Origin of the sequence: Rhodococcoides navarretei, from assembly GCF_038069675.1 — a bacterium.
GTDB lineage: Bacteria > Actinomycetota > Actinomycetes > Mycobacteriales > Mycobacteriaceae > Rhodococcoides > Rhodococcoides navarretei.
The window spans coordinates 3,425,526-3,446,526 of record NZ_JBBPCN010000001.1; the positions used below are offsets into that span (position 1 = coordinate 3,425,526).

Consider the following 21,001-nt stretch of genomic DNA (forward strand, 5'->3'; position numbering starts at 1 on the left):
GGGCTCGATATGCACGCAAGTACATGGCGAGCCCATACACGCCAACGGGGAACGATACCGGCAGCGGACGCCCAGGTCAAAACGCCTCGACCCGCCCGCACCTCACCGCAGGCGCACGCAGTGCACGCACCGACGCGCCGCCGGCAGCGCCTCGAGCCTGATCGCCGGGATCTCGCCGCCACACCTCTCGCACGAACCGTACGTCCCCGTCGAGAGCCGTGACTCCGCCGCATCGATGTCGCGAAGTTCGGATTCGGTGTCGGCGATCAGTGCCGCGATCTTCGCCCGCTCGAACGCGATGGTCGACCCTTCCGGATCGTGTTCGTCGTCGTCGGTGGTCCAGCGAGATCCTTCGATCACCGACGCCAACTCGTCCCGAAGAGAGGCGAGTCGGTGGTCGGCACGAGACCGCTCGGCCCCGAGTACTGCTCCGAAGTCCGTCACCGAACCAGTAGACACCCCGGCAGGCATCGAAACCAGGACACAGAGCGTTCTAAAGGACGGATGCCCCGACCGATTGCGCGGTCGGGGCATTCCTGCTTTCGACGAAAGGTCAGCGCGCCATCCGTGCCTTGTTGGCCATCTCGACGCCGTGCATCGTCTCGCCACCGGTGCGGGCTGCCGCAACGAGGCTCGACAGAATGAGGTTGAGCTCGTCGGATGCAGAGTTCCACTGACGCTGAAGTTCGTAGTAGGACGTCATCGCGTCGCCCTCCCACGACTCGTAGAGTCGCTTCGCGGTGGTGTCCACGTCCGCGAGCAAGTCCTTGGTCACGTTCGCCTGCTTGTTCATCGCCTCGGTCAGCGCCGCGATCTGGGCAAAGTCGTATTTCATGTCGGATCGGTCTCCTTGGTCGAGCGTGGTCGTGTGGATTGTCGTGTGATTCCGGATGTCACGTTCACTTGAACGAGGACAGTCCCGAGTTCAGGGATCCGGCCACCTGGTTCACGGCCGACACGTTGTCGTCGTCGGCGTCCGAGTAGCCGTGGCCGTTGGTCTTGATGTCCGCGGAGATCTGCTCCAGCGCACTCCGCATCTTCTGCGCACTGGTGTCCCACTGCGCCATGACGTCCTGAAAAGACTTGCCCGCCTTGCCGACCCACGCTTCGGCGGTCTGCTCGACGATCGATCGAACAGCGGAATTGGACGCGTTGATCGACACGCTCAGGCCTTCGATCGTGGCTCCGGCAGCGACGAGCTCCTGCGGTGTGACGGTGACGCCGTTCGACGAACCCGTAGCTTCCGGTCCCCCTGGATATCCCACTTCGACTCCTTGTTTTCGATACTCGATTCACGTACGCCCGCGGCGCGCGTGCTGCTCGACCGAGCCGGCCTGTAGTCGGCCCACTCACTCCCCTACATCTCCTTTGACGCAGCAACCCCTCGATTCGGTTCCGACAGTCTCCGAGAAACTGTGGGCCGATCTCACGACACCGGCACGATGTCCAACGACTGCGTTGCCTGGCCGCATTCGGTGTCGATCACTGCCCAGTCCTCCCCCTCGAACTGACAACCGATGCTGACCTGGAGGTCGGACTCCACGAACACCCGCCAGAGCACCGTCGAGTCGTCGACCGGTCTCTCGATGTAGGCGATCCCGACGCGGCCGCCGAAATCGCGGGTGGGTTCGAGAGAGCCGATGCTCGAATCCGGACCCCGAGCATCGACGGCCGACCGAAGTTCGGTGGCCACCTGCTCCTGAGTCGAACCCGGCAACAGGTCTGCCACGGTCACGACGATCCGCCGCTCGGGCGGGGTCGGCGGAATCAACACCATGCGGTCCTGGTCCTCCGACTTCGTCCAGGTGACCGGCAACCGCATCGACACGCGTCCGTACACGAACGTCACCGTCTCGACCGGCAACGGCGCGGCGGGCACCGTCGTCGGCGTCGGTTCGACGACCGAAGACGGTGACACCGTGGGGGCGACTATCGGCGAAAAGGGTTGCGCTGCCGATGCATCGACGCTCTCGGGCGATCGAACTGCAAAATAGGCTGCTACGCAGACGAATACGACCACCGCTGACACAGCGCTCACCGCCGTGACAAGAGCCGAACGACGGTTCCTCGACCGCGGCGGGGGCGCGGCGACATCGTCGAGCCACGCCGCCGATCGCGTCGTCGAGGCACGAACGGGTGGTGTCGGTACGAGATCCGCCCCGGCTCGTCGGTACAGCGACCTGGCGACATCGAGACCGGTCAGCCAGTGCGTGGAGTGATCGACGATGGGATCGGGTCCGACGCTCGACGCCGACACCACGTACACCTCGTCGGGGCAGCGCATGACCGACGACCTGGCGTACTCCCCCACCGCACGTCGCCAGGCGGAGTCGTCGTCGATTCCGAAGGGCAGGATCGCGCCGGTATCTCCGCCGTGCGACCCGAACTCGTCGAGAACGACGACGGACGTATCGAGAGCACCGACTTCGATGACGACGGCCGCACCGGGCGCTCGTTCACCCGACCACGACAGGGCCGCCTCGGCTGTTTCCACGAGCACCACCTCGCTCGCCGACGACGCGAACGTGGCACGAAGAATGCCCGAGCGCTCTTCTCCCCACGTCGACGGATACGCGATCTCGAGCACGTCGAGTCGGTCGCGCACCCCTGCACTGTGCAGAGCCGACCACACGATTCCGTGCAGTACCGCCGTTCGGTCCCACACCGAGGCCCCCACCGGGATCGACGCATCGTCGATGCAGAGCAGCGGCGGTATATCGGCTCCGGCTGCGTGCCTGCCGAACGCCAGACCGCCGTCCTCCACTGTGGCGAACGCCGATTCGACGCTCTCTCTCGGACCCTCGAACACTCCGCCCGTGGCGACGACGGAGATCTCCGTGTACCCCAGATGCACTGCGGCATAACGCCACGCGGGGTTCGTCAACTCGAGTGTCCGAGCTGAACCAGCGCCTGACCCGAGCGATTGACCAACACGCCACGGCCCGGCGGCAAGGCACTGGGACGCACCGTCCCGAGCAGGTTGCCCTCGTCGCGGCTTCCGCTCATGACCAGTCCCGGCGTCACCAGATCGCGCAACCGTCCTATCACCGGGTCGAACAAGGCCCGGCCTGCCCCGCCCGAACGTCGCGCCACGATCACGTGCAGCCCGATGTCTCGCGCATGCGGAAGATGTTCCACCAACGGGGCCAGCGGATTCCCCGACGACGTAGCGACCAGATCGTAGTCGTCGACGACGACGAACACCTCGGGACCATTCCACCACGACCGCTCGCGGAGCTGCTGCTGCGTCACATCTGCACCCGGCATGCGCTCGGTCACACGGCCGGCGAGGTCGACGAGCATCGCTGTCAGCGTCGCCTGCGACGCCGCATACCCGGCGAGATGCTCGGAATCGACTGTGCCGAGCAGGGTTCGGCGATAGTCCGCGATGATGAGCTTGACGCGGTCGGACGAGTTCGCCTCGACGAGCGATCGACAGATCCCGCGCAGCAGAGACGTCTTGCCGCACTCGCTGTCGCCGAACACGACGAAGTGTGGATTCTCTGCGAAGTCGATCACCACCGGTGCCAACTCTGCCTCGTCGATGCCGATCGGAACTCCCAGCTCCGGAGTAGCACCGCGAGTTCGCGGCCACGAATGACCGAGCAGATCGAGAACTGCGGACCGTTCGAGCAGCTCCGGCAGCATTCGCACCGGCGGCGCGGGTGACCCGGCAGACGCTGCCGCGATCGCCGCCACCGACTCACCGACTGCCCGAGACAGGTCGTCGACGGAACTGACGTCGTCCACCCGTGGAAGTGCGATCAACAGATGCAGACCGTCCCTGGTCATACCCCGGCCCGGCCGACCCTCCGGAACGCTCGACGCCTTGGCTCGGCCCATGTCCGAATCCGACGGATCTCCGAGCCGCAGTTCCAACCGAGTACCGATCAGGTCCTTGGTCGCGGGCCGAACTTCCGCCCACCGCGACGCGGTGAGAATCAGATGCAGCCCGAACGCGAGGCCCTGCGTGGTCAGGGTGGCGATCTGCTGTTCCAGACTCTCGAAGTCCGACCTGATGGAGGGCCAGCCATCGATGACGAGAAAGACGTCACCGAACCGGTCCTCGGGATCGACGGGTTGCGTCGCGCGTCGCCGTCGGAACTCGGCCATCGAGTCGATACCGCGATCGCGGAACGTCCTCTCCCGCTGCCGAACTACGGCGGCCACCTCGGCCACGGTGCGTCGAACCCGATCGACGTCCAGCCGGTTGGCCACCGACCCGACGTGTGGCAGATCGGCCAGACCGGCCAGCGTTCCTCCGCCGAAATCCAAGCAGTAGAACTGCACCTGCGCGGGTGAATGCGTCATCGCCAGCGCCAGGATCAAGGACCGAAGTGCCGTCGACTTTCCCGATTGCGGTGCTCCGACGATGGCGACGTGGCCTGCTGCGCCGGACAGATCGACGGTCAACAGATCGCGGCGCTGATCGAACGGCCGGTCGACGATTCCGATGGGGGCGCGCAGAGCGCTGAGCGGAGCGACACGCTCGGTCAGAACCGATCCGAGCACCAACCGGTCGAGGGTCGGGGCAGTGTCCAACGGCGGCAACCACACCTCGTGGGCCGGCATTCCGCGACCTCGAATTCGTCCGACGACCACGTCGAGAACCGACGCACCCGTACTCTCCGAATCGACCGAATCCGGTTCGACCGGCGGCGCGCCGGCATCCTCGATGCGGCCGAGGTCGATGACGTCGAGGGGCACAGTGAAGGCGGTGAACGGCTTCGGCCTGATGTCTGCGCCGGGCAGAGTCCGCGTCCCGGAACCGGAGCGCGGCGGTGAATACGGACCGGAGACGTAGGCCGCAGCGAACCTGACGATCTCGGCCGAATCGCACTTGAGGTAACCCGCACCGGGTTGCGCGGGAAGGTGATAAGCGTCGGGGACGCCGAGGACCGAGCGAGACTCGTTCGCGGAGAACGTTTTCAGTCCGATTCGGTACGACAGGTGACTGTCGAGACCACGTAGCTTGCCTTCTTCGAGTCGCTGACTGGCGAGCAACAGGTGCATGTGAAGCGAACGTCCGAGCCGACCGATCGCGACGAACAGCTCGGCGAATTCCGGCTGCTGGCTCAGCAATTCCGAGAACTCGTCGACCACCACGAACAGGGCAGGCATCGGTGCGAGATCGGCTCCCGCCGCGCGCGCCTTCTCGTAATCGGACACATTCGCGAAGTTCCCGGCCGAGCGCAGCAATTCCTGCCGCCGATTCATCTCGCCGGCCAAGGCATCACGCATTCGATCCACCAGCGCCAAGTCCTCGGACAGGTTGGTGATGACGGCGGCCACGTGCGGGGCAGCCTCGAGTCCCGCGAACGTAGCGCCGCCCTTGAAGTCGACGAGTACCAGATTGAGCTGTTCCGGTGAGTGAGTCGACACCAAGCCGAGCACGAGCGTTCGGAGAAACTCCGATTTTCCGGAACCCGTTGCGCCGATACATAATCCGTGAGGCCCCATACCGCTCTCGGCGGATTCCTTCAGATCGATCTCCACGGTGCTGCCGTCGGGTGCGACACCGATCGGTACCCGCAGCCGCTCGCGTCCGCGCCGAGTGGTCCAAGCCCGGTCCGGATCGAGTGCACCTACGTCGGCGATCCCGACGAGACTGTTCCATCCCGAGATCCGCACACCGTCGTCGTCCACGACATCGACGACCGACGAGGACGTCGGCACGCGAAAAGGCGACAGACGCCTGGCAACGGCGTTGGCCTGGGTGGTATTCATCGAGTCCGCGACGGCGAACACCTCGACCGTGGTTCCGCTGACCGCTCCGATGGATCCGTTCTCGGCGAACAACTGCAGGCCACGGGACGCAGCCAGTCCGGGGCAGAGGCCGGACAGGTCGACGATCGTGACGGAATCGAGGCCCGTATCGGTGAGGTCGGTCGACCGGTTGTCGAGGAGTCCGCCGTCCACCACGATCACCAACTGCACGACACCGGCGACCGGAACCGCGCCGCGCGCGAACCGATTACGCATCGCCAGCACATCGCCCAGTGCACTTTCCAGCTCGAGGAAGCTACCGAAGATCATTCGCGCGGATCCGGCCCCGTCGCGCAGGGCATCGTGCTGCGTGTGCGGAAGCCACTTGGCCCATTCCCACTGCTCCACAGTGTCCGGACCGCAGACGATTGCGACTGCGACGTGGTCGGGTCCGTGAAAGCTGCACAGCGAGGCCAACATTGCTCGCACCATCGCCCGGGCGTCGTCACGATCTCCCGCTATGGACAGTGCAGCGAATCCCCTCAGGGACACTGCGGTCGGCAGCGCGCCCACCACCGAGTGCGCCCGCACGAACCGTCGCAGTGAGACCGCCGAGACGGGTTCCAGATCCTCCACCGGTCCGGTCTCTGGCGGAACCAATCGGGTCGCCAGGCGCTGATCCCCGCGACCGACTCGCACGTGAGCGAAATCGGGGTCCGACAGTCGCCGTTCCCACATCCGCTCGGTTCCGGCGATCGACCAGAGGGTTTCGGGGGCCGGGTGACTCCATTCGAGAGCTTTGCGCTGCGCCCGCTCGGTGTCGGCGACATCGCGGCGAAGCTGATCGAGGTAGCGCAGATAGTCCTTGCGGTCCTCGTTCGCCTCGGCCGTGCGCGCTCCACCGGACTTTCCACCGCCGGCCAGCATCCCCACCATGGACATCAACATCATGGCGGGGAACATCAACATCATCGGGTTCGCCGCCGCGCCGGAAGTGAACATCAGCGCGACCATGCCGACCATCGCTGCAACCATCACCAGTGGCATCAGCTTCATCAGCAGATTGCCCGGCACCGCGCGTGGAATCTCGGGTGGCGGCTGCAGGGCCACCTCACCGCCCGGCGATCGAGGCACCTCGCGGCGCGCAACGCGAACGAAGCGCACGGTACTCATCGGTCCGCCCCCACGGCTGCGCCCCCACTACTGCGTACAGCGACCTCCCCCCGAGGCCGCGTGGACGACAGGCTAGCGCATCGAAGACCGAGCGGTCCACAGGTGCACTCATGGTCTCGCGCGGGGGCCTCAGGGCTGCGAGAAATAGAACGGCGTCCGACGCCGTTGCACCGAAAAGCGGCTCTTCGGCCGCGTGCTCGACGAACGAAAGGCTGGGCCCCGACCGTGTCCGTACCCCTGTCCATCCTCGATCTCGCTCATGTGGGCGAGGGCGAAACAGTCCGCGAGAGCTTCGACGCCAGCGTGACACTCGCGCAGCACGCCGAGAACTGGGGGTACCGACGGATCTGGTACGCCGAGCACCACAACATGAAGACCATCGCGTCGTCGGCCACGTCGGTTCTGATCGGGCACGTCGCAGCCCATACTCAGCGAATTCGGCTGGGATCCGGTGGGATCATGCTCCCCAACCACGCGCCGCTGACCATCGCCGAGCAGTTCGGCACCTTGGCAACTCTGTACCCGGGACGAATCGACCTGGGTCTCGGTCGCGCACCCGGCAGCGATCAGGTGACGATGCGCGCGATGCGTCGCGACCCCGCGTCCGCAGACCGCTTCCCCCAGGACGTCCAGGAACTACAGGGCTACCTGTCGGCGGAATCTCTCGTCCCAGGAGTGAACGCGACGCCGGGAGCCGGCACCGAGGTACCGCTGTACATCCTCGGCTCGTCGCTGTTCGGTGCCCAACTCGCCGCGGCACTCGGCCTTCCCTACGCCTTCGCGTCGCACTTCGCGCCCGACGCGCTCGAGCAGGCGGTCGAGATCTATCGCCGTGACTTCCGCCCGTCGGCGCAGTTGTCGGAGCCGCACCTGATCGTCGGTGTCAACGTGATCGCGGCCGATTCGCTGGCCGACGCTCAGGCACAGTTCCTCCGCACCAAGCGCAGCCGCGTCAGCCTGCTGCTGGGCCGGGGCCGAACCTTCACCGACGAGGAAGCCGACATGGTTCTGGAGGCACCGGCGGGCCAACAGATCGCGAAGATGACCAAGTACTCGGCAGTGGGAACGCCGGACATGGTGAGGGACTACCTCGACCGATTCGCCGAGCGAACAGGCGCGGACGAGCTGATCGTCGCGTCCGGTGTGTCCGACCGCGCGTCGTGGCTGCGCTCGTTCGAGTTGCTCGCACAGGTGAGTGACCTCGTTCCCGCCTGAGCACCGGCGATCGCCTGTCGCCGCGATGTCGTAGGGTTTGCACACCGATGCCCATTGGGGCGGGCATCGGGACAACCGCACGCATCCGGGGGGATCTTCATGACACGTGCCGAGAGCCGTCCATCGGCCGGTATCGCGCCGTCGCGCACTGCACCTATTGCTCCGACGGAATCGAATGCCGTCGGTGATGCCGGTCGGCGCTCGTCCGGCACGCACTCCGTACGTGCGCAGGAAGTCTGCCGAGTGACGGTGCTGGCGAGGTCGACACAGGTGGACATGGCGCTGCCCGTGGACGTTCCGGTCTCGCTCCTCGTTCCGGGGATCATCGACATGATTGCGGGAGTGGAGCCCGCGGAACGACCTGGGAGAGCGGGAGTGGAGCCCGCGGCCGGGGGCGCTTTGGAGGGATTGCCCATGGCGTGGACCCTCGCGCGGATCGGCTTCCCACCGCTGTCACCGACGTCGACCCTCGCCGAGTTGTCCGTGCGCGACGGTGAGCTGCTCGTGTTGGGTGTCGCCGAGCGCCCCGTGCCGGTTCCGCTCTTCGACGACCTCATGAATTCTGTTGCGCTGGCAGGCAGTGACGATGTGTCGCAGTGGACGGCCGGTACTGCGCGAACGGTGGGTTCGGTCGTCACCGGCTCGCTCGTGTTGCTGGCGTGCGCAGTCGTGTTGGGCGGGCCGATCCGGGCGGGGGCCGCGAACACCGGCAACGTCGTCGAAGGACTCTCGGCAATCACCGCGTCGATCCTCTTCGCGATCACGGGGATGATTCTGGGGCGGGCGTATCACCAACACGCAATCCCTGTCCTCTTCGGTGGATGTGCAGTAGCGCTGATGTTCACCGGCGGAACTCTGTTGGTACCCGGGCAGTTCGGTGCGGCTCAACTGATGCTGGGTTCTGCCATGGCGGGCGCAACAGCCCTGCTGTCCCTGCGTATCGGCGGATCCGGTTTCGCACTGTTCACCGCGGCGATCGTGTCGGCACTCCTGGTGTTCGTCGCCATGGTGTGCACGCTGTTCACGACGATGCCGCTACCGTCGATCGGCACTGCCGCTGCTCTCGTCGGGCTCGCGGGAATCGCGCTGTCCGCTCGCGTGTCGATGATGCAGGCCGGGTTGCCGCTTCCGGCGGTTCCCACCGCAGGAGCGCCGTTGGACACGGTCGAGGAGGCCGAACTCGACGCGATCTCGTTCGCCGATCTGCAGGTGGCCGCCGCTCGGGCTCGCAGCTGTCTGACCGGTCTGTTGCTGGCGTTCACCACCGCCGTGGTTGCGGGAGTTCTCGTTGCGGCGGCAGCCGATTCCGGAGGTGGCGTCCGATGGCCCGCGGTGGCGCTTGCGGCGTTGTGTGCGCTCGTGCTCCTCCTACGCGGTCGTACCTATGCGGTGGTGACGCATGCGGTTCCGCTGGTGGCCGGCGGAACGACGATCCTGCTGGCGCTGCTCGTGGGTGCCGTTGTCGCGCTCCCGGACGACGCTCTCGTGCTCTTCGGTGTGGCTCTGGCAGGAGCCGTGACAGCGTCGATCTTCGGCGCTCTCGTGCCGACCCGGACGTATTCGCCGGTGATGCGGCGATCCGCCGAGCTGCTCGAGTACGCCACCATTGCCCTGGTCATCCCGATCGCAGTGTGGGTCTGCGGTCTGTACAGCGTCGTCCGCGGGTTGTGACACCGCGCAGGCAGCGATGGATCGTCATCGCGGGGGTCACTGCACTCGCCCTGACGTCGAACGCAGTCATCGGTGTGTCCCCGGCGTATGCCGAACGTCCTGTGATCGACCCGGCGCAGCTGCCACCACCGAGTCCGCCTGGTCCGCTCGAACCCACCGAGCAGAAAAATGCCTGCGCCCTTCCCTCCGAGGCCGTCGACGCCCAGGAGGTGCCGACTGCGCAGGAGACGCTCGACTTCGCGTCGGTCTGGCCCATCACCCGCGGGGCAGGACAGCTGGTTGCCGTCATCGACACCGGTGTCACTTCTCATCCACGTCTCGCCGGTCTGACGTCTGGCGGCGACTACGTGAGTGCAGGTGACGGATTGTTCGACTGTGATGCGCACGGCACGATGGTTGCCGGTCTGATCGCGGCACAGACTGCACCGGGCAGCGGCTTCGCCGGCGGCGCACCGGACGCACGCGTCCTGTCGATTCGGCAGTCCAGCAATGCATTTCAGATCGTCGACAACAGGCCGGAGGAAGAAAAGGCCGCCGAGCCGGAGAATGCCGCCGGCTACGGCAACGCGCGCACGATGGCCATGGCGATCCGGACTGCCGTTGACTCGGGAGCAACGGTCATCAACATTTCCGAGGTGGCCTGCGTGCCGGCGGGAGGCGGCGTTGCCGACGGTCCACTCGGTGCCGCGGTTCAGTACGCCGTCCGGGAGAGAAACGTTGTCGTCGTGGCCGCAGCGGGCAACGTCGGCAGCGCGGCCTGCCGGACACAGAACCCGATGACCGACCCGGTCCGACCCGGCACGGATCCGTGGGCCTCGTTCGGAACCATCGCAACTCCGGCGTGGTTCGACGACGTCCTGACGGTCGGTTCGGTCGAGTCGGACGGAACACCGTCCCCGTTCAGCCTCGCAGGTCCGTGGGTCGACGTTGCCGCCCCGGGGTCGAACATGACCTCGCTGTCGTCGACGGGCAACGGACTTGCGAACGGTGTTCTGGGCACCGACGGTGTGCTTCCCATGTCCGGCACGAGCTTTGCGGCACCGCTGGTCGCTGCCGTCGCGGCGCTGGTGCGCGCGCACCGGCCCGAGCTGTCCGCCCTGGAAGTGGTGGATCGGATACAACGAACGGCGCACGCGCCCGCCGAAGGATGGAACCCTCTGGTCGGTCACGGCGTCGTCGATCCGCTCGCAGCAGTCACCGATCTCGTGACGCCCGCTCCGCGTGCGGTACTTGCGGACAGTGTTGCGTTGAGTGCGCCGCTGCCACCGCCCGCACCGGATCACCGTCCGCGAACGGCAGCGGCCACCGGTTCGGTGCTGGTGGCGGTGGTCCTGGCGCTCGGACTCGCCCTGTCGATACCGCTGCGTCGACGCGGTCCGCCCCAGTGAGACACCGTTACTCGGTCGGAAGTGCCGCAGCCTCCGGGTCCGGGGCGACCCCGTCGTGCATCGTCAAGGCCTGACCGCGACCGAGGGTGGGTCCGTTGCCGAGCAACTGCAGCATCTGCCAGGGTGCAGGAGCCGGTGGTCCGAACCCGAGCGCCGACGCGGCCTCGGGGCCATCCACTCCGTACCGAACTCCGGTGTCTGCCACGAAGAAGACGCTGCCTTGACGGGTGCTCGAGGTCGAGATACCGGTACTGCGCACGAACCCACCGCTGCCAGGTGCGAGGTAAGCCTGATCGACGGCGTCACCCCCGCCGTCCGCCTGAGCCAGTGCAACCGGTTGGGCCCCGGACTCGAGCGGCAACGCGCGGCCTGCCGACTCGACCACTCGAGCCGACGGTCCGCCGTCGGCAACGTCGAGCGGCTCCCACGTCAGGCAACCGACAGGGCGCTCACCGGCATCGACGATCGAGGGCGTCGTATCGGGAAACGTCGACACCGCCAGTCCCATCGATGTTTTGGGAGCATCTGCGAGTACGTCGGGATTGACGGCTGCGATGTCCGGGCTGCCTTGCGAATCGGTGAACTTGATGAGCAGTGCCGCAGTTTCGTTGATCGCCTGAATACCGTCCTCGAGCACTACGTAGTGCTGGACGTCGCGACCGGCGACCTTGACGACCGAACCGACCGTTCGACCGCCGAAAGGGAACGAGGGTGCCTCGCCCGCTCGGGGAATGAACGGTGCCGCGACGGGCGGCGATGCAGGCACGGAATTGAGCAGACCGGCACTGACCGGAGATGGTCTGGCGTCTTCGAGTCCCAGTGCGCGGACCACCGCCCTGTTGTTCAGGTCGACCGGCGATTTGGTGCCGTTGTGCACCAGGTAGGCGGTGCCGCCGGAGGTCCACAGGAACGCCTCGGAATCGGCGAGCGCAGCCGCGTTGTCACCGTAGCGAGGGCTACCCACCAGAACGGTCGTGGTGGTCACTCCGGCGATCGGGTCGACGGTATCGCAGACTGTCCACGTCGCGGCGATGCCGTCGCCGTCGTGCGGCAGAGCAGACGGTGCCCCGGGAATGCCCACCAGCGCGCCGCGAGGTCGTGACGCGAGCTCGGATTCCTTGACCGTCAACGGTTCGTCGGGCGCGCCGACGATCAGCCGAGCCGACGCCAGATTGAGCACCGGGTGGAACACTTCGTCCACCTTCACGAACATCGCGGCCGAATCCTTGCCGACCACGATCGTGGCGTCGCCGATCTTGTCCTGGGGCCGAAACAGCGCCAACGCAGCGCATCCCGCCAAACCGATGCAGGCGATCACGACGCCCACCAGGAGCGCCCGCGACTGCGACTTCATCGGATCGTGCAGCATCCGGGCATCGCGCCTGATCAGCGCGTGTTCCATTCGGCGCACCAGAAAGCGGTAGCCGCCAACCTGCCATTTCGTTGTCGGCGTCGACGCCACGATTCCCCCCAGGATTGCTGACGACCCGATCCCCACTCGGGTCACGCGACACAGTACAGTTCGTCCGCACACCTCGGCGACCGCGTTGGCGGCGATCGACGGCACTGCGACCTTCGGGGGGAAGGTTTCGATGACCCGTACGAATTCCACAGGGCGCGGGCGGCCCGCCGTTCCGTTCGTCACGCCCACGGTTCGACGCGTGATCGCGGCCGAGGCAGCAGCGGTGGCAACGATTCTTGCTTTGTCGACAGCACAGGTGCCCCTGACGTGGGCACTGCTCGCGGCTGGTGCGGTGGCGCTCGTTCCGTTCGTCGCCGTCCGGCGCAGACCCGTCGTCCACTGGCTGCGGGCCATCTGGCGGTTCCTCGCCGATCGCTCTCCCGCGGTGGGCGTCACCACCGAACACGTCGACCGTGCCGGCCGGCCGGTCGGCGTTCACTGGCAGCGCGACACCGTCACCTGCACCATCGAGCTCCTGCCGCCACAGCACGCCACCACTGTCCTCGGCCGGGCGAGCGCCGAGACGCAGCACGTACTGGCCGTCGACGCGTTGGCGTCGTGTCTCCGGCAACACGACATCGAAATACGTTCCATCGACGTCATCGCACTCGGATTCCGCAGCGCGCCGGGTTCGATCGCCACCGAGGTGTACGAGGGTCTCATCGGTCCGCTACCGGCGGTCGCGGACCGAACGGTGTGGGTGGCAGTCACGCTCGATCTGCGCACCAATGCTCGGGCGATCGATGTCAGAGGCGGCGGCAGAGCAGGTGCTGCTCGCACGGCCGTGGTGGCGAGCACGCGCATTCAGCGCGCTCTTCGGGCGCACGGGCAGTACTCGAAGTTGTCGACGGGCGCCGAACTTCGATCTGCTGTGCTGGCCATGTGCCGGGGCGTCAGCAGCGACGATCTGACACAGACATGGTCGACGGCACCCTTGCCCGGTGTGTCGAGTACCGGTTTCGGAATCGATTGCAGCGCAATCACTGCCGAGGACATCTCGACTCTGTGGGCGACGTCGTCCCTGGGGACCACGATGTCGTTCCGGCTGCAACCGGCCCGCGATCCCGACAAGGTGCGGGTCTCTGGATCGTGCCGATTCGTCACCCGAACTACGTTGGCCCGGCCCCGTGTTCGCGCGTTGACCTCGATGAGCGGCAGCCAGCGAGACGGGATGTTCGCGCAACTCCCCCTGGCGATTCCCGCCCTCGACTCACTGTCTCCCTGCACAGTTCTCGATGTCTCGACGTTGAACGAGTTTTTGCTTCCGGTCAGCGGTTGCGGCCAACTGGTGGGATCGGACGCCCGCGGAAACGGTGTCGCGGTCAGGTTGTTCGGCCCGGGACTGGCTCGGGTTCGGATCGCCGGGGAGCTCTATCTCGCTCAGCAGCTACTCTTCCGTGCCATCGCCACCGGGGCCAGGGTCATCGTTCGGACCGACCGCCCACATGCCTGGCGCGCACTCCTCGACGCGATGAACGCTCCCGATCGACTTCTGGTCGTCGACGGCAACGACTCCCGATCCCGCTCGGCCTACGACGTGATTCTGATCGACTTCGCTCACGGCTCGGCACCGCCTCCGCAGCAACAACTTTCAGGTATCACCGTGATGACCTTGACCGAGCATGCGCCGCAGAGGGGCAGCAGTGAGCAGGAGCAGGGCCCGCCACCATCGGAGCCGGATCTGACGATCGTCCAACCTCACGCGTCGGGTGATCGAGTTCGAGTTCGATCCGGTCCGGTCGATGTCGAGTTGACGCTGGTCACGATTCCACAGGAGACGGCGTTCATCGGTCGACCCCGAAGCCTGCGTCCTGCGGTCCGTGCCTGACTCGACCTCAGCCGGGATAGTCCGTGCGGTGGCGAGCGCCGGCCCACCACTCGATTTGATCGAGCAGTCGACCGAGGGCATCGACGGCAGCCGGATCGTCGATACCACCCTCGCTGTCGAATCTCTTCCGTATCCGGTGCAGCGATACGGCGTCCCGAACGGAGACCATGTGCAGTTCGGCGGTGATCTGCCGCAGTTGTTCGGTGGCCCGGATACCTCCGCCGAGCCCGCCGTAGGACACGAATCCCACCGGCTTTCCTCGCCACTCGTACTTGACCGTGTCGAGCGCGGTCTTCAGCGCACCGGGTACGCCGTGGTTGTACTCGGGCGTGACGAGCACGAAGGCATCGGCAGCGCCGATGGTCCTGGTGAATCGTTCGGAGTTCTCGCACGGGACGAGGGAATTGGGTAACTCGAAATCGGCCAGGTCGACGTCGACCACCTCGACGGTGCTGCGCTCGGCGGCGATACGTCGTACCCAGGCCGCGACGGTCGGTCCCACTCGACCGGCGCGCACACTACCGACGACGATCGCGAGCTGTATCGGCTGCATCGCTCCGACACTAGACCCGGGAGCGCTCGGTCAACCCTCTCCCCCACAGCACTGGTCGTCGGTGATCGCCGACCGCACTTCTCGGGTGGCCGCGTTCCGGGCGGCCAGCTCGTCGGCCGGCGGATAGTCGACGCGAACCAGAGACAAGCCATGTGCCGGAGCCACCGTCACCTCGCTCGCTCTCTCACGGCGAGTCAACAGCGACCGCGCCCAGTCGGGAGTTCGGCGACCTTCCCCCACGGCCTGCATGGCACCGACGAGGCTACGGACCATGGACCAGCAGAATGCGTCGGCGCTGACGTACGCGGTGAGGCGATCGCCGTTGCGCTCCCAGTCGAACCGCTGCAGTTCCCGAACGGTGGTGGCACCGTCACGTCGTTTGCAGAACGCGGCGAAATCGTGCAGACCGATCAATTTTGCGGATGCCTCCCGCACCGCGCCCAGATCGATGGGCCTCGGCCAGGAGACGACACCGGCGACGTCGAGGGGGTCGACGCCGTAGAGCGCCGTACCGAATCGATACTCGTAGTGCCTGCGGTACGCCGAGAAACGCGCGTCGAAATCGCGGGAGACGGTGCTGATGGCCCGCACTCGAACATCGGTGGGCAGAAACCGGGCCATTCGCCGGACCAGTCTGTCGTGATCGACCGGAACGTCGATGGCATCGAAGTGAGCCACCTGTCCCGTCGCGTGGACTCCGGCGTCGGTTCGCCCCGCCACGGTCAGCTCTATCGGTTGCCGCAGCACAGTGGAGAAGGCTTCTTCGAGCACTCCGCAGACGGTGCGGATACCCGGTTGGCGCGCCCATCCGGAGAAGTTCGTGCCGTCGTAGGAGATGTCGAGCCGAAATCTGGTGGGTACCGAAAAAGCGGGCCCGCCTTCCCCTGAGGGAATGGCGGGCCCGCTTCGATCGTGCTCGGAGCTCAAAAGGACTAGTCCTTCTTTGCTTCCTCGGCCTCGGGGGCGTCCGACGCGTGTGCGTCGTTGTCCTCGATGCCGTCGATGACTGCGTCGGCGTTGGCCACCTCGGCGTCGGTCGCGTCGGCTTCGACAGCCTCGACGACGTTCTCGTCGGTCGCGTCCTCGGCCGGAGCCTCGGTTGCGGCGGGAGCAGCCTTCGATGCCTTCACGCGGCGTGCGCGATCGGCTTCGTTGGACACCGTCTGCTCGTTGACGAGCTCGATGATGGCCATCGGCGAGTTGTCACCCTTGCGGGGGACGGTCTTGATGATGCGCGTGTAGCCACCGTCGCGATCGGCGAAGAAAGGCCCGATCTCGGCGAACAGCTTGTGCACGACATCTTTGTTGTTGATCGTCTTGAGTACCTCACGACGATGCGCCAGATCACCCTTTTTGGCGTGGGTGACGAGCTTCTCGGCGTGGGGACGAAGGCGCTTGGCCTTCGACTCGGTGGTGGTGATGCGGCCGTGCTCGAAGAGTGACGTCGCCAGGTTGGCCAGGATGGCCTTCTGGTGCGACGCCGACCCGCCGAGACGGCGGCCCTTGGTGGGCTTGGGCATGATGAATCTCCTAGTAAGAGCTCCAGCGAGCTGATTACAGCTGTTCTGTCTCGGCGTAGTCCTGCTCGGCACCTTCGGTATCACTGAAGGAGCCGGCGTCGGTGTCACTCCACGTGCCCGTGGTGGCGTCGTAGCCAGGCACGGTGCTCGGATCGAACGACGCGGGGCTGTCCTTGAGGGAGAGGCCGAGCGAGTGCAGCTTGACCTTCACCTCGTCGATGGACTTCTGCCCGAAGTTACGGATGTCGAGCAGATCGGACTCGGTACGACCAACCAACTCGCCGACGGTGTGAACACCCTCGCGCTTGAGGCAGTTGTAGGACCGGACGGTGAGGTCCAGATCCTCGATGGGGAGTCCGAAGGAAGCGATGTGATCGGCCTCCGCGGGCGAGGGTCCGATCTCGATGCCTTCTGCTTCGACGTTCAGCTCACGGGCGAGGCCGAAGAGCTCAACCAGGGTCTTGCCCGCCGAAGCGAGCGCGTCCCGCGCGGTGATGGAATTCTTGGTCTCCACGTCGAGAACGAGCCGATCGAAGTCGGTGCGCTGTTCGACGCGGGTGGCCTCCACCTTGTAGGTGACCTTGAGCACGGGCGAGTAGATCGAGTCGACCGGAATACGGCCGATCTCGGCACCCGATGCCTTGTTCTGGACGGCGGGGACGTAGCCGCGACCGCGCTCGACGACGAGCTCGATCTCCAACTTGCCCTTGTCGTTCAGGGTCGCGATGTGCAGATCGGGGTTGTTCACCGTGACGCCGGCCGGAGGCACGATGTCGCCTGCGGTGACAGCGCCTGGGCCCTGCTTGCGGACGTACATGGTGACCGGTTCGTCTTCTTCGGAGCTCACCACGAGGCCCTTGAGGTTCAGGATGACGTCGGTGACGTCTTCCTTCACTCCGGGGACGGTGGTGAATTCGTGGAGGACGCCGTCGATACGGATGCTGGTGACAGCAGCGCCGGGGATCGACGACAGCAGGGTGCGGCGGAGCGAGTTGCCGAGTGTGTAACCGAAGCCGGGCTCGAGCGGCTCGATGACGAATTTCGAGCGGTTGTCGGCGATGACCTCTTCGGTCAACGTCGGGCGCTGTGAAATGAGCATTGTGTGTTCCTCCTGTACGGGCGTCCGCTATTTGACGCCCACGTGTGGAGGCGAAGACGCATGTGAGCCTCGCGGGGAGACTCACATGCGTGCTGCGCCTTACTTCGAGTAGTACTCGACGATGAGCTGCTCCTGGAGCGGCACATCGATCTGTGCGCGCTCCGGCAACCTGTGCACCAGGATGCGAAGACGGTTGGGCACGACCTGCAGCCACGGGGCGACGGGACGGTCGCCGTAGCTTTCGCGGGCGATCTGGATCGGCAGTGTCTGCGCGGACTTCTCGCGGACGTCGATGATGTCGTACTGCGAGACGCGGTAGCTGGGGATGTCGACGCGCTTGTTGTTCACCAGGAAGTGACCGTGCGTGACCAGCTGACGGGCCTGACGACGCGTACGTGCCAGTCCGGCGCGGTACACGACGTTGTCGAGCCGACTCTCGAGGATTGTCAGCAGGTTCTCGCCGGTCTTGCCGACGGTCCTGTTGGCTTCCTTGTAGTACAGACGGAACTGCTTCTCCATCACGCCGTAGGTGAAGCGAGCCTTCTGCTTCTCCTGCAGCTGGAGCAGGTACTCGCTCTCCTTGATCCGCGCGCGACCGTGCTGGCCGGGCGGGTAGGGACGACGCTCGAACGCCTGGTCGCCTCCGACGAGGTCGACGCGCAGACGACGCGACTTGCGGGTGATAGGACCGGTATAACGTGCCATTTTCTAAACCTTTCCTTCCCGCTAGACCCGACGCCGCTTGGGCGGACGGCAGCCGTTGTGCGGCTGAGGGGTGACATCGGAGATGGTGCCGACCTCGAGGCCAGCGGCCTGAAGCGAGCGGATAGCGGTCTCACGGCCGGAGCCGGGACCCTTGACGAAGACGTCGACCTTCTTGACGCCGTGCTCCTGTGCCTTGCGCGCAGCGTTCTCGGCTGCGAGCTGTGCGGCGAACGGAGTGGACTTGCGCGAGCCCTTGAAGCCCACGTGTCCCGAGGACGCCCACGAGATGACGTTTCCGGCGGGGTCGGTGATCGACACGATCGTGTTGTTGAACGTGCTCTTGATGTGCGCAGATCCGTGCGGGACGTTCTTCTTGTCCCTGCGACGCGTCTTCTGCGCCTTCTTCGGACCGGTACCGCGTGCTTTGGGGGGCATTACTTCGCCTTCTTCTTGCCGGCAATGGTGCGCTTGGGTCCCTTACGGGTACGCGCATTGGTCTTGGTGCGCTGCCCACGAACGGGCAGACCACGACGGTGGCGAAGACCCTGGTAGCAGCCGATTTCGATCTTGCGGCGGATGTCGGCCTGGACCTCGCGGCGCAGGTCGCCCTCGACCTTGAGGGACTCGTTGATGTAATCGCTGAGCTTGCGCAGATCGTCGTCGCCGAGATCCTTGCTTCGCAGGTCGGGGCTGACGCCCGTCGCTGTGAGGATTTCCTTGGAGCGGGTACGGCCGACGCCGTAGATGTAAGTCAGTGCGATCTCCATGCGCTTTTCGCGCGGCAGATCCACACCTGCGAGACGTGCCATGTGGCATTTCCTTTTCTTGTCCGGAGGTCTGCTCCCAGTCCGTCCCCTGTGTCCTTCTCACCACTCGGGTGCGAAGCGTCTTTCAACCAACTCAGTGGGGCCCCGGCCTCCGTGCCGGGGGTATGCCGCAACGCGTGTGTTGCGGTTGGTGCTGGGAGGTCATCTTCTAGCTTTTGCCAAGCCGACGTGCGAAATGCTCGGTGGTTATCCCTGACGCTGCTTGTGACGCAGGTTGTCGCAGATCACCATGACGCGTCCGTTACGACGAATCACCTTGCACTTTTCGCAGATCTTCTTGACGCTCGGCTGAACCTTCACGTCGTTGATCTCCTGTGTGTAGCTCGGCCCCGCTGCGTGCAGTGGCCCCGAGCATGGTTCTCCCCGACCGGACGTGGCCGGGGAAGCTCTTACTTGTAGCGGTAAACGATGCGTCCACGCGTGAGGTCGTAGGGCGAAAGCTCTACCACGACGCGATCCTCGGGAAGGATGCGGATGTAGTGCTGACGCATCTTTCCGCTGATGTGAGCGAGCACCTTGTGGCCGTTTTCGAGCTCAATGCGAAACATCGCATTGGGCAGCGGTTCGACAACTCGGCCCTCTACCTCGATAGCACCGTCTTTCTTGGCCATATCCTCCGCGATCCTGGCTCTCACACCTGGTTGATTGCATCTGTTTCCGTTACCGTGATGCCCACTGAACGACCCGAGTCAACGGGCCGATGTGTCGCCGGAACGGTTCGCAGGCCACCAGGGCACGCGAACATCCGGTACGCAGGGCGCACCGTCGATCTATGTTACCGGGAAATGCACGTCTGGCCAAATGCGTCCCGCGTCCATGCTCCAGGTCCACGGCTGGCCCAGTTCGATTTCCTGAGCTACCGTTCTGTCGGGCTGCATCACAGCCGCAGAACTACAGGCCGTCCCGCCCGCGCTCGGAGCGGCGGCCATGTCCGCGACGACGACTACAAGGCACCCCTCTTGAGCTCAGACACGCGCACCGGCGATCCGGTCGTATCCGTCATCATTCCGGTTCACAACTCCAAGGATGTTCTCGACGATCAACTTCGAGCCCTCGCTCGACAGGACTACGAGAATTCCTTCACAGTGATCATCAGCGACAACGGCTCGACCGACGGCCTTCGTGACCACGTCGAACACCATTGCCTTCGCACCAGCCTGGATTTGAAGTATGTCGATTCCGCGGGAGTCCCCGGCGCATCGTTCGCACGCAACTGCGGAGCAGACGCCGCCGACAGCGAACTGCTCGCCTTCTGCGACGCCGACGATGCAGTACACCCGAGCTGGCTCCGGCGCATCGTCGCCTGTCTGGAGGAGTACGACCTGGTGGGTACCGGCCTGGAAACGGACTCCCTGAACTCCGACGCCGCACGTGCAGCCACACCGTTCGCACCGTCCTCGGAACAGGGCCAATCCGGATTCCTGCCGTTCGTCATCGGCGCCAGCATGGCGTGCCGCACGTCGACCTACCGACACCTCGGGGGCATGCTCGACCACATCCACGCGAGCGAGGACATGGAATTCTCGTGGCGGGCACAGCACGAGGGCTATCGCATGCACTTCATCGCCGAACCGTTGGTCTCGTATCGACTACGCACCGGCCGCCGAGAGAACTGGAGACAAGCAGGCGCTCTGGGGTACGGATCGGCGCATGTGCGTGGACTTCATCGCATACACGGTTGCCCGCCTTTTCGGCTCCGCTCGATTCTCGTCGCCCTACTCGTACTCGGCATCAGGAACCCACTGCTGCCCACTGCAGTGACCAAGCTGCCGACTCGACTCTGGCTACGGCTGGTGGCTGCGCACCTCGGCCTGGTCCGCGGCGGTCGACGCTACGGATCGTTGGCCTGGTGAC

Annotated in this window: 20 protein-coding genes; 5 read left to right on the forward strand and 15 right to left on the reverse strand. The window is 65.5% G+C overall.

The features are described from left to right. Positions 1-102 precede the first annotated feature (102 nt). The 5 genes from AABD04_RS16125 to eccCa form a co-directional block, all read right to left on the reverse strand. Complete coding sequence (locus AABD04_RS16125) at positions 103-471, reverse strand: TraR/DksA family transcriptional regulator (protein ID WP_341441785.1); 369 nt, start codon at positions 469-471, stop codon at positions 103-105. 82 nt (positions 472-553) lie between these two features. Beyond that, entirely contained in the window at positions 554-835 is a 282-nt protein-coding gene (locus AABD04_RS16130) for a WXG100 family type VII secretion target (RefSeq protein WP_243594756.1), read from the reverse strand. Between the two features lie 64 nt (positions 836-899). Next, the gene (locus AABD04_RS16135) at positions 900-1,265 is read right to left on the reverse strand and encodes a WXG100 family type VII secretion target (protein ID WP_179273621.1); all 366 of its coding nucleotides are present in this window, start codon (positions 1,263-1,265) and stop codon (positions 900-902) included. Between the two features lie 161 nt (positions 1,266-1,426). Beyond that, positions 1,427-2,884: a type VII secretion-associated protein gene (locus AABD04_RS16140; RefSeq protein ID WP_341441786.1), complete on the reverse strand. Its 1,458-nt coding sequence runs from the start codon at positions 2,882-2,884 to the stop codon at positions 1,427-1,429. Continuing rightward, complete coding sequence (eccCa, locus tag AABD04_RS16145) at positions 2,881-6,879, reverse strand: type VII secretion protein EccCa (RefSeq protein WP_341441787.1); 3,999 nt, start codon at positions 6,877-6,879, stop codon at positions 2,881-2,883. The genes AABD04_RS16140 and eccCa overlap by 4 nt, the downstream gene beginning before the upstream one ends. Before the next feature lie 225 nt (positions 6,880-7,104). Here eccCa and AABD04_RS16150 point away from each other — a divergent pair, with 225 nt between their 5' ends. The 3 genes from AABD04_RS16150 to mycP all read left to right on the forward strand — a co-directional run bounded on the left by AABD04_RS16150 (position 7,105) and on the right by mycP (position 11,153). Further along, positions 7,105-8,094, forward strand: a complete 990-nt coding sequence (locus AABD04_RS16150; RefSeq protein ID WP_341441788.1) for an LLM class flavin-dependent oxidoreductase — start codon at positions 7,105-7,107, stop codon at positions 8,092-8,094. Positions 8,095-8,193: 99 nt separating this feature from the next. Continuing rightward, complete coding sequence (eccD, locus tag AABD04_RS16155; protein ID WP_341441789.1) at positions 8,194-9,765, forward strand: type VII secretion integral membrane protein EccD; 1,572 nt, start codon at positions 8,194-8,196, stop codon at positions 9,763-9,765. Next, complete coding sequence (gene mycP / locus AABD04_RS16160) at positions 9,762-11,153, forward strand: type VII secretion-associated serine protease mycosin (protein ID WP_341441790.1); 1,392 nt, start codon at positions 9,762-9,764, stop codon at positions 11,151-11,153. Before eccD ends, mycP begins: the two co-directional genes overlap by 4 nt. Positions 11,154-11,160: 7 nt before the next feature. Here mycP and eccB read toward each other — a convergent pair whose 3' ends face one another. Beyond that, positions 11,161-12,615, reverse strand: coding sequence for a type VII secretion protein EccB (gene eccB / locus AABD04_RS16165; RefSeq protein WP_341443083.1), 1,455 nt, complete (start codon positions 12,613-12,615; stop codon positions 11,161-11,163). 130 nt (positions 12,616-12,745) lie between these two features. Here eccB and eccE point away from each other — a divergent pair, with 130 nt between their 5' ends. Then, on the forward strand, positions 12,746-14,443 hold the full coding sequence (eccE, locus tag AABD04_RS16170; protein WP_341441791.1) for a type VII secretion protein EccE: 1,698 nt from the start codon (positions 12,746-12,748) through the stop codon (positions 14,441-14,443). 7 nt (positions 14,444-14,450) lie between these two features. Here eccE and AABD04_RS16175 read toward each other — a convergent pair whose 3' ends face one another. The 9 genes from AABD04_RS16175 to infA form a co-directional block, all read right to left on the reverse strand. Then, positions 14,451-14,996, reverse strand: coding sequence for an NADPH-dependent FMN reductase (locus tag AABD04_RS16175; RefSeq protein WP_341441792.1), 546 nt, complete (start codon positions 14,994-14,996; stop codon positions 14,451-14,453). Positions 14,997-15,026: 30 nt separating this feature from the next. Next, positions 15,027-15,923: a tRNA pseudouridine(38-40) synthase TruA gene (truA, locus tag AABD04_RS16180; protein WP_279395812.1), complete on the reverse strand. Its 897-nt coding sequence runs from the start codon at positions 15,921-15,923 to the stop codon at positions 15,027-15,029. Between the two features lie 5 nt (positions 15,924-15,928). Continuing rightward, a complete protein-coding gene (gene rplQ / locus AABD04_RS16185; protein WP_243594748.1) occupies positions 15,929-16,516 on the reverse strand; it encodes a 50S ribosomal protein L17 in 588 nt (195 codons plus the stop codon). 34 nt (positions 16,517-16,550) lie between these two features. Then, positions 16,551-17,615 (reverse strand): DNA-directed RNA polymerase subunit alpha, encoded by a 1,065-nt coding sequence (locus AABD04_RS16190; protein ID WP_243594747.1) that lies wholly within the window; start codon positions 17,613-17,615, stop codon positions 16,551-16,553. 99 nt (positions 17,616-17,714) lie between these two features. Continuing rightward, complete coding sequence (gene rpsD, locus AABD04_RS16195) at positions 17,715-18,320, reverse strand: 30S ribosomal protein S4 (protein WP_032397528.1); 606 nt, start codon at positions 18,318-18,320, stop codon at positions 17,715-17,717. A 21-nt stretch (positions 18,321-18,341) separates the two neighbouring features. Beyond that, positions 18,342-18,755, reverse strand: a complete 414-nt coding sequence (gene rpsK, locus AABD04_RS16200; RefSeq protein WP_027496331.1) for a 30S ribosomal protein S11 — start codon at positions 18,753-18,755, stop codon at positions 18,342-18,344. Next, complete coding sequence (gene rpsM / locus AABD04_RS16205; protein ID WP_008718227.1) at positions 18,755-19,129, reverse strand: 30S ribosomal protein S13; 375 nt, start codon at positions 19,127-19,129, stop codon at positions 18,755-18,757. The genes rpsK and rpsM overlap by 1 nt, the downstream gene beginning before the upstream one ends. A 204-nt stretch (positions 19,130-19,333) precedes the next feature. After that, complete coding sequence (gene rpmJ / locus AABD04_RS16210) at positions 19,334-19,447, reverse strand: 50S ribosomal protein L36 (RefSeq protein ID WP_025347279.1); 114 nt, start codon at positions 19,445-19,447, stop codon at positions 19,334-19,336. Positions 19,448-19,536: 89 nt separating this feature from the next. After that, positions 19,537-19,758, reverse strand: a complete 222-nt coding sequence (gene infA / locus AABD04_RS16215; RefSeq protein WP_005140011.1) for a translation initiation factor IF-1 — start codon at positions 19,756-19,758, stop codon at positions 19,537-19,539. Between the two features lie 348 nt (positions 19,759-20,106). On the opposite strand from infA, the gene AABD04_RS16220 reads away from it, so the two are divergent. Beyond that, positions 20,107-21,000: a glycosyltransferase family 2 protein gene (locus AABD04_RS16220; protein WP_243594746.1), complete on the forward strand. Its 894-nt coding sequence runs from the start codon at positions 20,107-20,109 to the stop codon at positions 20,998-21,000. Position 21,001 lies beyond the last annotated feature (1 nt).

Coding starts and splice junctions, on each gene's coding strand:
- eccCa (WP_341441787.1), bottom strand. CDS start 6,879: ATGAGTACCGTGCGCTTCGTTCGCGTTGCGCGCCGCGAGGTGCCTCGA.
- rpsM (WP_008718227.1), bottom strand. CDS start 19,129: ATGGCACGTCTCGCAGGTGTGGATCTGCCGCGCGAAAAGCGCATGGAG.
- eccD (WP_341441789.1), top strand. CDS start 8,194: ATGACACGTGCCGAGAGCCGTCCATCGGCCGGTATCGCGCCGTCGCGC.
- infA (WP_005140011.1), bottom strand. CDS start 19,758: ATGGCCAAGAAAGACGGTGCTATCGAGGTAGAGGGCCGAGTTGTCGAA.
- AABD04_RS16190 (WP_243594747.1), bottom strand. CDS start 17,615: ATGCTCATTTCACAGCGCCCGACGTTGACCGAAGAGGTCATCGCCGAC.
- eccE (WP_341441791.1), top strand. CDS start 12,746: ATGACCCGTACGAATTCCACAGGGCGCGGGCGGCCCGCCGTTCCGTTC.
- rplQ (WP_243594748.1), bottom strand. CDS start 16,516: ATGCCCAAGCCCACCAAGGGCCGCCGTCTCGGCGGGTCGGCGTCGCAC.
- AABD04_RS16175 (WP_341441792.1), bottom strand. CDS start 14,996: ATGCAGCCGATACAGCTCGCGATCGTCGTCGGTAGTGTGCGCGCCGGT.
- rpsK (WP_027496331.1), bottom strand. CDS start 18,755: ATGCCCCCCAAAGCACGCGGTACCGGTCCGAAGAAGGCGCAGAAGACG.
- AABD04_RS16125 (WP_341441785.1), bottom strand. CDS start 471: ATGCCTGCCGGGGTGTCTACTGGTTCGGTGACGGACTTCGGAGCAGTA.
- rpsD (WP_032397528.1), bottom strand. CDS start 18,320: ATGGCACGTTATACCGGTCCTATCACCCGCAAGTCGCGTCGTCTGCGC.
- AABD04_RS16130 (WP_243594756.1), bottom strand. CDS start 835: ATGAAATACGACTTTGCCCAGATCGCGGCGCTGACCGAGGCGATGAAC.